Origin of the sequence: Asanoa sp. NPDC050611, from assembly GCF_040654855.1 — a bacterium.
Lineage (GTDB): Bacteria > Actinomycetota > Actinomycetes > Mycobacteriales > Micromonosporaceae > Asanoa.
Genome location: NZ_JBFAIU010000331.1, coordinates 1 through 8349, shown reverse-complemented (window position 1 = coordinate 8349; position 8349 = coordinate 1). Strand labels below are relative to the sequence as shown.

At 71.5% G+C, this 8349-nt stretch carries 10 protein-coding genes; 5 read left to right on the top strand and 5 right to left on the bottom strand.

The annotated features are described in order from the left end of the window. A partial coding sequence (locus AB0H87_RS33750; protein WP_360155069.1) for a methyltransferase occupies positions 1 to 776 on the bottom strand: 776 nt, incomplete at its 3' end. A 72-nt stretch (positions 777 to 848) separates the two neighbouring features. Between AB0H87_RS33750 and AB0H87_RS33745 the strand changes: the two genes are divergently transcribed. Continuing rightward, positions 849 to 1214 carry a VOC family protein gene (locus AB0H87_RS33745; protein ID WP_360155066.1) on the top strand — a complete coding sequence of 122 codons (366 nt, stop codon included), beginning with the start codon at positions 849 to 851 and terminating at the stop codon, positions 1212 to 1214. 51 nt (positions 1215 to 1265) lie between these two features. Here the strand turns inward: AB0H87_RS33745 and AB0H87_RS33740 are convergent, their stop codons facing one another. Together AB0H87_RS33740 and AB0H87_RS33735 are read right to left on the bottom strand one after the other, a co-directional pair. Further along, entirely contained in the window at positions 1266 to 2873 is a 1608-nt protein-coding gene (locus tag AB0H87_RS33740) for a M28 family peptidase (RefSeq protein ID WP_360155063.1), read from the bottom strand. 114 nt (positions 2874 to 2987) lie between these two features. After that, the gene (locus AB0H87_RS33735) at positions 2988 to 3413 is read right to left on the bottom strand and encodes a cupin domain-containing protein (RefSeq protein WP_360155060.1); all 426 of its coding nucleotides are present in this window, start codon (positions 3411 to 3413) and stop codon (positions 2988 to 2990) included. Between the two features lie 66 nt (positions 3414 to 3479). Here AB0H87_RS33735 and AB0H87_RS33730 point away from each other — a divergent pair, with 66 nt between their 5' ends. The 4 genes from AB0H87_RS33730 to AB0H87_RS33715 all read left to right on the top strand — a co-directional run bounded on the left by AB0H87_RS33730 (position 3480) and on the right by AB0H87_RS33715 (position 5898). Next, positions 3480 to 4070: a PadR family transcriptional regulator gene (locus AB0H87_RS33730; RefSeq protein WP_360155057.1), complete on the top strand. Its 591-nt coding sequence runs from the start codon at positions 3480 to 3482 to the stop codon at positions 4068 to 4070. Next, entirely contained in the window at positions 4070 to 4735 is a 666-nt protein-coding gene (locus AB0H87_RS33725; RefSeq protein ID WP_360155054.1) for a class I SAM-dependent methyltransferase, read from the top strand. The genes AB0H87_RS33730 and AB0H87_RS33725 overlap by 1 nt, the downstream gene beginning before the upstream one ends. A 33-nt stretch (positions 4736 to 4768) precedes the next feature. Then, complete coding sequence (locus tag AB0H87_RS33720; protein ID WP_360155051.1) at positions 4769 to 5341, top strand: HhH-GPD-type base excision DNA repair protein; 573 nt, start codon at positions 4769 to 4771, stop codon at positions 5339 to 5341. A gap of 311 nt (positions 5342 to 5652) precedes the next feature. Next, positions 5653 to 5898, top strand: coding sequence for a hypothetical protein (locus tag AB0H87_RS33715; protein WP_360155048.1), 246 nt, complete (start codon positions 5653 to 5655; stop codon positions 5896 to 5898). 229 nt (positions 5899 to 6127) lie between these two features. Here the strand turns inward: AB0H87_RS33715 and AB0H87_RS33710 are convergent, their stop codons facing one another. Together AB0H87_RS33710 and AB0H87_RS33705 are read right to left on the bottom strand one after the other, a co-directional pair. Continuing rightward, positions 6128 to 7876 (bottom strand): DEAD/DEAH box helicase, encoded by a 1749-nt coding sequence (locus AB0H87_RS33710; RefSeq protein ID WP_360155045.1) that lies wholly within the window; start codon positions 7874 to 7876, stop codon positions 6128 to 6130. Positions 7877 to 8072: 196 nt separating this feature from the next. Then, positions 8073 to 8349 (bottom strand): TRIC cation channel family protein (locus AB0H87_RS33705; protein WP_360155042.1); only part of this gene is annotated, 277 nt, incomplete at its 5' end.

The following is an 8349-nucleotide window of genomic DNA, read 5'->3' as shown; positions in this document are numbered from 1 at the left end:
GCGAGCAGCTCCGGCGCGGCGGCGGCGAGCTCGGCGCAGACGGCGTCGCCCGCCCGGCCCGAGTCGCGGTACGTGTGCGTCGTCGTGCCCGGCCCGATCACGAACGGCGGGTTGCTGACCACGAGGTCGAACCGCCGCCCGTGGACAGGCGCGACCAGGTCGCCGCGGAGCATCTCCCACTGCTGGCCGCTCAGCGCGGCGGTGGTGGCGGCGAACCGCAGCGCGCGCTCGGACAGGTCGGTCGCGGTGACCGCGCCGGCGTGCGTGGCCAGGTGCAGCGCCTGTACGCCACAGCCGGTGCCGAGGTCGAGCGCGGTGCCGACGGGCCGGCGGATCGCCGCACCGACCAGGGTCGACGACGCGCCACCGATGCCGAGCACGTGGTCGGGCCGCAACGGCTGCCCGGGCCGCGCCGACGAGGGCACGTCGGACAGGACCCACCAGGAGTCGCCGTACGGCTCGAGGTCGACGCCCTGCCGCACCCCACCGCCCGGCGCGGCCTCGATGAGCCCGGCGTCGAACGCGTCGGCGAAGTCCAGCGGCGCCAGCGCCGCGGCCACGGCCTCGACGGTCTCGGTCTGCGCGCACACGAACACGCGGATCAGCGTGGCCAGCGGATCCCGGTCCTCGGTGACCCGCAGCGCGGCCCGGAAGTCGTTGCGGGCCACGGCGGCGGTCACCTCGGGCCCGAGCCGTTCGGAGATCCCCGCCGAGGTGAAGCCGGCGGCACCGAGAGCGTCCCGCAGGCGGGCGACACCGTCGGGGGAGAGGAGCATGTCGGACACGTACGGCATCCTGCCAGGACCGCCGCCGAGCGATCATCGCGGTGTGCCGGCAGGCTGGGGAGCATGGTCAGCCGACTCACCCAGTGGACCCTGGACGTACGAGACGCGACCCGGATGGCGGCGTTCTGGTCGGCGGCCCTGGGCTACGAGATCGACCGCGACGGCCAGCACCTGCGCCCGCCACCGGACGCTCCAGGCGCGCCGACGGTCTGGCTGCAACCGTGCGCGGGCGACAAGACCACGAAGAACCGCGCGCACCCGGATCTGCACGCCCCGGACGGCGACGTGGCGGCGGAGGTCGAGCGGCTGCTCACCCTGGGTGCCACCCGCGCCGACGTTGGCCAGACGGGCGGGGAGGGCTTCACGGTCCTCGCCGACCCGGAGGGCAACGAGTTCTGCCTGATCCACGATCCCTGGCGCCGCACATGACCGAGGGCCCCTCCCGGACGCACGCGGCGGGAGAGGCCCTCGGACAAGGTGCTAGATGGAGCCTTCCTTGCCGATGTAGAACGGGCCCGCGGTGCGCGCGGCGGCCGCGGTCGTGCGCTCCGGGATCGAGGACGTGTCGAGGGCGAACGTCAGCATCGCCGTCGCCATGGCGTCGGAGTTGACGTCCAGTGCCTCGAGGTTGAGGTTGCCGAGCATGTCGTACTGGCGGTCGAGCTCGGCGTAGAGGGCCGCGTCCGCGCCGTTGCGGACCGGGAACAGGCTGTCGCACGGGTCGTGGTAGCACGGGTCGTACTGCTCACCCTCGACGCCGCCGTAGTCGGCGACGTCCTGTGCCGTCTTGTGGACCTCCGCGCCGGTGAACAGGCCGCCGGCGGGGATGTTGACGCCTGCGGCGATGAACGGCCCGTAGTCCGAGCGGCCCGTGAAGTCCGCCGCCCGCGTGGGCAGGCCGCGGTCGGCGAAGAAGTCCTGGAAGACCGCTTCGATCTCGGCCGAGCCGGGCGGGCCGGCCGGTGAGCCCTCGCCCGCGGAGTTGTCGCCGTCGTACACGCCGAGGATGTAGTTGGCCGAGGCGATCATGTCGAAGTTGAGGTAGAGCGTGATGTCGGCCTGCTGCTCCGGCGTCAGCGAGTTGACGTAGAACGTCGACCCGATCAGGTTGGCCTCCTCGGCGCCCCACCAGGCGAACCGGGTCTTGTTGGGCGTCTTGGTCTTCGCCATCTGGAGCGCGACCTCCAGCAGCGCGGCCGAGCCGCTGCCGTTGTCGTTGATGCCGACGGTGTCGGGCTCGGAGTCGAGGTGGGCGCCGGCCATCACGACGTTGCGCGGGTCCCCGCCACGGGACTCGGCGATCACGTTCTCGGTCTGGCGTACCTCGGAGGTGGTGTCGGCGGTGATCCGCACGACGGTGCCGGGCGTGTTCGCGAAGCCCTCGCCGGTGGCGTAGGACACGCCGACGGCCGGGATGCCGACGGGCGCGCCGAGCGTGGGCAGCAACAGGCTGTAACGGTCCGGGTTGGCCTCGGGGGTGCCGTCGCCCTGGTTCATCAGGATGACGGCCGCGGCGCCGGCGGCTTCGGCGGTCATGACCTTCTGGCCGAACGGGCAGCCGCCGCGCTGCAGCAGGACGACCTTGTCGACCACCGCCGCCGTGAAGTCTGCCGGCTCGCAGCCCGACGTCGACGCGCGCGGCGGGGTGAGGGCCAGGTCGACCGGCACGACCTCGGCCGTCACGTCACCGGAACCCGCGTAGTCGGCCAGGCTGTAGGTGACGCCTTCCTCGTAGACCGTCGGGTTGGGGGAGATCTGCTCGAACGACGAGCCGAACTCCTCGAAGTAGTTGAACGGGAACGGTTGGCGGGTGACCTGGTAGCCGGCCAGCCGTAGCAGCGTGGCCACGTAGTCGGCGCTGCGGTCGTAGCCCGCGAGGCCCGAGCCGCGGTTGCCGCCGCTGAGACTGCCGATCGCCTGGAACGCGATCTCGTGCCGCAGTACGCCCCCCAGCGTCACCGCCTTGGTGAGCTTGCGTACCGAGTTGTTGTTGGAAGAAGCCTGGGCCGGGTTGGCCAGCGCCAGGGCGCCGACCAGGCTGGCGGCACCGATGACCGCCAGGGTTTTGCGGACGGTGCGGGACACCACGATGTGCACTCTCCTCGCCGTTCGCCACGCTCCGGCCTCCATGCCCCCGCGCCGGGCGAACCCCGACGATGACATAGACCGGCGATGATCGAAACGGCCGTTCGGTCGAGCGGATCACACCATCCTGAAATCGGTGAAGTCGAACCCGGGCGCCACGACGCAGCTGACCAGCACCGGATCGTCACCGAGGGGCGCCGCCGACTGCCACACGCCACCGGGTACGAGGACCTGCGGGCGCGCCCCGCCGGCCACGTCCGGACCGAGCACGGTGGACCCACCGTCGACCGGGGCAGCCCCGGATCCGCCCAGGCGCAGGGAAAGCGGCCCGCCGGCGTGCCAGAGCCAGAGCTCGTCCGACCGGACCACGTGCCACGCCGACTCCTCGCCGGGGAACAGCGCGAAGTAGATGCCGGTGGCCGCGGCGCGCGGGCCCGCGTACCCCGTCGGCGTGAAGGTGTGCCCGGACCGCCAGGTCTCGGCGAACCAGCCGCCCTCGGGGTGGGGCTGGAGGCCGAGCTCCGTGATCCAGGGATGTGTCATGCGGCCGACGCTATCTTCCGGCGGAGCTACTCGCGTGCGTATACTCGCATGCGAATAAGGAGTCTGATGCGCCGGAAGATCACCAACCTGCTCGCCCTGGCGGTTCTCGCGACCCTCGTCGAGCGACCCATGCATCCCTACGAGATGGCGTCGCTGATGCGGGAGCGCGGCAAGGAACACGACATGGAGATCAAGTGGGGCTCGCTCTACCGGGTCGTGGAGAACCTGACGAAGCACGGGTTCATCGCGGCGGTGCAGAGCGAGCGCCAGGGCGGCCGGCCGGAGCGCACGGTCTATCGGATAACCGACGCCGGCCGCGCCGAGCTCGTCGACTGGACCCGCGAGCTGGTCGCCGTCCCGGACCGCGGCCCGGCCCCGTTCACCGCCGGGCTCTCGGTGCTCGGCGTGCTTAGCCCCGATGCCGTGGTCGAGGCGCTGGGTCAACGGGCGGACGGGCTCGCCGCGGAGATCGCGGCGACGGAGCAGGCGCTGGCCGGCTGGGCCGCGGAGGTGCCGCGGGTCTTCCTGGTCGAGCGGGAGTACGAGCTGGCGATGCGCCGGGCCGAGCTGGCCTGGGTCCGCTCGCTGCGCGCGGAGATCACCGAGGGGACGCTGCCGGGCCTGGCGGACTGGCGGACCTACCACGAGGAGGGCTGATGGAGACCAAGCGGCGAAAGATGATCCCGGAGATGGAAGGGCCGATGGCCCGCTGGTACGCGAAGCAGCGCGGCTCGGCGCCGCAGCTGGCGGCGTGGCGGCGGCAGGCGGCCGAGCTGGCCGAGGGCCTCGCGCCCGGCACGGCCGTGCTGGAGGTGGCGCCCGGCCCGGGCTACCTGAGCATCGAGCTGGCCCGCCTGGGCTTCGCGGTGACCGGCCTGGACATCAGCCGGACGTTCGTGGGGCTGGCGAGCGAGCGGGCCCGGGCGGAAGGTGTGGCCGTCGACTTCCGGCACGGCGACGTCGCCGACCTGCCGTTCCCGTCCGACAGCTTCGACCTGGTGGTCTGCCAGGCCGCGTTCAAGAACTTCGCGAGCCCGGTGACCGCCCTCGACGAGATCCACCGGGTGCTCCGGCCGGGCGGGGTCGCCGTGATCCTCGACATGAACCGCGGCGCGAGCGACGCCGACATCCGCGCGGACGTGGCCGGGATGGGGCTCAACAAGTTCAACAGCGCGTTCACCCGGATGGCCCTGGGTGGGTTGCGCCGCCGGGCGTACGCTGCCGCGGACGTGCAGCGGGTCGCCGCCGACAGCGCGTTCGGGGGCAGCGCCGCACACGCCGACGGCATGACCCTGGAGGTGCGCCTGACCAAGGCGGCCTGACGCCGCGGGCGACGGTCGGCGAAGATGGGCGGCATGACGTTCTCGCTGCCCATCCCACCGGAGGCGAACGCGCTGCTGGACCGGAGCCCGCTCGCGCTGCTCGTGGGTATGACTCTGGATCAACAGGACAAACTGGAGAAGGCGTTCACATCGCCCTATGTGCTGTCGCAGCGGCTCGGTCACGAGCCCACCGCACAGGAGATCGCCGGCTTCGACACCGAGGAGCTGATCCGGATCTTCTCGACTCCGCCGGCGCTGCACCGGTTCCCGAAGGCGATGGCCACCCGCACGCAGGAGGTCTGCCGGCTGATCGTGGCCCGCTACGACGGTGACGTGGCCCGGCTGTGGACCGAGGCGGCCGACGGGCGTGACCTGTTCAAGCGGGTGGCCGAGCTGCCCGGGTTCGGCAAGCAGAAGTCGCAGATCTTTGTCGCCCTGCTCGGAAAGCGTTACGGGGTGCAGCCGGCGGGCTGGCGGGAGGCGGCCGGGGCCTACGGCGAGGAAGGCGCGCACATGTCCGTGGCCGACATCGTCGACGACGCGAGCCTCGGCAAGGTTCGGGACTACAAGAAGGCGATGAAGGCCGCCGCGAAGTCTGTCGGGTAAACGCCGGATCCCTCGTTTGGGCGTGTCCGGCCAGTGCCACACAGGCGCTGCCAGGATACCGTGGCAGTAGCCCTTGGCCCAACGCTGAGTCACCTTTTAGACACGCTATGTCAATAGATCCACGTCAGAAGCGGGTTGTCCGAGCGAGATCATTGACGCGGCCCCCTTGGGTGCCGGCACACTGTCACCAACCAAGGTGTGACCTGGGTCCCCCGGGGGCATCTAGGGAAGGCCGCGGCACCACCGGGTGTTGCACGATAGGTGAGCAAAGACCGAAGAAGGATGTTCATCGGTGACGAAGGAGGAAGGCGATGACCCCCACTCTCACGCCGCCGCCTGGCACGGTGGTTCCCCCAGCAACCGATGAACGGTGCGACCGGTGCAACGCGGCCGGCAAGCTCCGCATCACGATGGCCGGCGGGGGCGAGCTCGTGTTCTGCGGGCACCACGCCAACAAGTACGCCGACGACCTGGTCAAGATCACGGTCCAGTTCGCGGCGGACCCGGACTTCCAGTGGCGGGGCGCCGACCTCATGGCGTCGAACTCGTCGAACTGAGTCGCTAGATAGGCCCGAACCGGCCGGAACCTCCTTCGGAGGTCCCGGCCGGTCCTTTTCTGCCATAAGCACTGGCCGGAACGTCCTTCGGAGGTCCCGGCGGTTTCTTCCGCCATAAGCACTCGCCGGCACCCCTCACGGGTTGCCGGCCGGTTCTTTTGCCAGAAGCACTGACCGGAACCCCTCGCGGGCTTCCGGTGTTGTCCGGTCGCTTCGGTGCTGTGTCGGCCTAAAGGGTCTGAACGGTGGCGATGCGTTCCTCGAGCTGCTCGATCGTCGCCTGTGCGCTCGGCGGGCCCCCGCAGATTCGCCTCAGCTCCGCGTGGATCTTCCCGTGGGGCAGTCCAGTCCGGTGATGGTGCGCGGCGACCAGAGCGTTGAGCTGACGGCGCAGGACGACCCTTCGCTCGCCGGCCGAGACCGGCCCGGGCGGGGCCGCGGTCATTCCCGCCACCCGCGCACCACCGGCACCGTCGGCCCGGCCCGCCGACGTGGCCTGGCGCCGCTGTGCCGCGAGCTGGTCAGCCTGACGCTTGTTGAGCAGCGTGGCCACCTGGTCCGCAGTGAGCAGCCCGGGCAGGCCGAGGTACTCCTCCTCCTCGGGCGTGCCGGCCAGTGCACCCGTGCCGAACGAGGCCCCGTCGAAGATCACCTGGTCCAGCTCGGCCGTCGCCGACAGCATCTCGTGCCGCTTGGTCAGCTCGTCACTGGCGTCCTCGGTCTGCTGCGCCCGCTCCAGCAGGGCGTCGTCGAGGCCGTCGTCCTCCTTCGGCTTGCCGAGGACGTGGTTGCGCTCGGCCTCCATCTCGCTGGCCAGCCCGAGCAGGTGCGGCACGCTCGGCAGGAACACGCTGGCCGTCTCGCCGGGGCGGCGGGCGCGGACGAACCGGCCGATCGCCTGCGCGAAGTAGAGCGGGGTCGACGCGCTGGTCGCGTAGACGCCGACCGCCAGCCGCGGGATGTCGACACCTTCGGAGACCATCCGGACCGCGACGAGCCAGCGCTGGTCGGACGCCGCGAACGCGGCGATCCGGTCCGAGGCGCCAGCGTCGTCCGAGAGCACGACGACGGCCTTCTCGCCGGTGACGCGTTCGATCAGCTTGGCGTACGAGCGGGCGTTCTGCTGGTCGGTCGCGATGATGAGGCCGCCCGCGTCGGGCATCCCGCCGGCCCGCTTGACCTGCAGCCGCGCGTCGGCCGCGCGCAGCACCTGGACCATCCAGTCGCCGGTGGGGTCAAGCGCCGTCCGCCACGCCTGCGCCACCAGGTCCTGCGTCATCGGCTCGCCGAGCCGGGCGGCCAGCTCGTCGCCGGCGCTGGTGCGCCACCGGGTCTCGCCGGAGTAGGCCAGGAAGATGACGGGCCGCACGACGCCGTCGCGGAGCGCGTCGCCGTAGCCGTAGACCGAGTCGGCGCGGGACCGCTGCAGGCCGTCCTCGCCACGCTCGTACACGACGAACGGGATCGGATTCTCGTCTGACCGGAACGGCGTGCCGGTCAGCATCAGTCGCCGGGTCGCGTTCTCGAAGGCGGCCTTGACCCCGTCGCCCCAGGACCGGGAGTCGCCGGCGTGGTGGATCTCGTCGAGGATGACGAACGTGCGCCGCGTCATGGTGCGCCGGCGGTGGACCTGCGGTGCGATGCCGACCTGGGCGTACGTGACGACCGCGCCGTGGAAGTCGGCGGAGGAGTGCACGTCGGCGTTGCGGAAGGCGGCGTCGAGCTGGATGCCGACGCGGGCCGCGGCCTGCGCCCACTGGGTCTTGAGGTGCTCGGTCGGCGCGACCACGGTGACGGCGTCGACGCTGCCGTCGTTGAGCAGCTCGGCGGCGATCCGCAGGGCGAACGTGGTCTTGCCGGCGCCCGGGGTGGCGACCGCCATGAAGTCGTCGGACCGCCGGCGCAGGTAGTCGACCATCGCCTTGCGCTGCCACGACCGCAGTGGCGGGAACGTCTCCAGCGACGGTGTTGCGACCACGCGGCGTCCCCCTCACGTCACGAAAAAGGCCCTCGCGGCGAGGCGAAGGCGGGTCTCAGCATAACCACGCCGGCACCGTGATCCCCAGCTGACACAAGGGTGACGCTGACCTCGGTCCTGGGCTCTGCATCCATATGCGCATCACCGGTAGCGAGGCGACACGTGATGCGGATATGGATGCAGAGCAAAGGGGTGGTCAGGCCGGCGGTGTCGTGTTCCAGTGGCGGCGCAGGGCGACCAGGCGGACCGCGAAGACCAGGACGCCCGCGCCGATCATCGGCCAGCCCGTGAGGTGGGCCCGGTGGAGGCCCATCACCATGACCGCGCCGGCCAGCGCGGCTACCGCGTAGATCTCGCGGCGCAGGACGATGGGGATCTCGCCGAGCAGGAGGTCGCGGGCGACGCCGCCGCCGATCGCGGCGATCATGCCGAGCAGGCAGGCGCCCACCGGTGGGACGCCGGCCCGCAGCGCG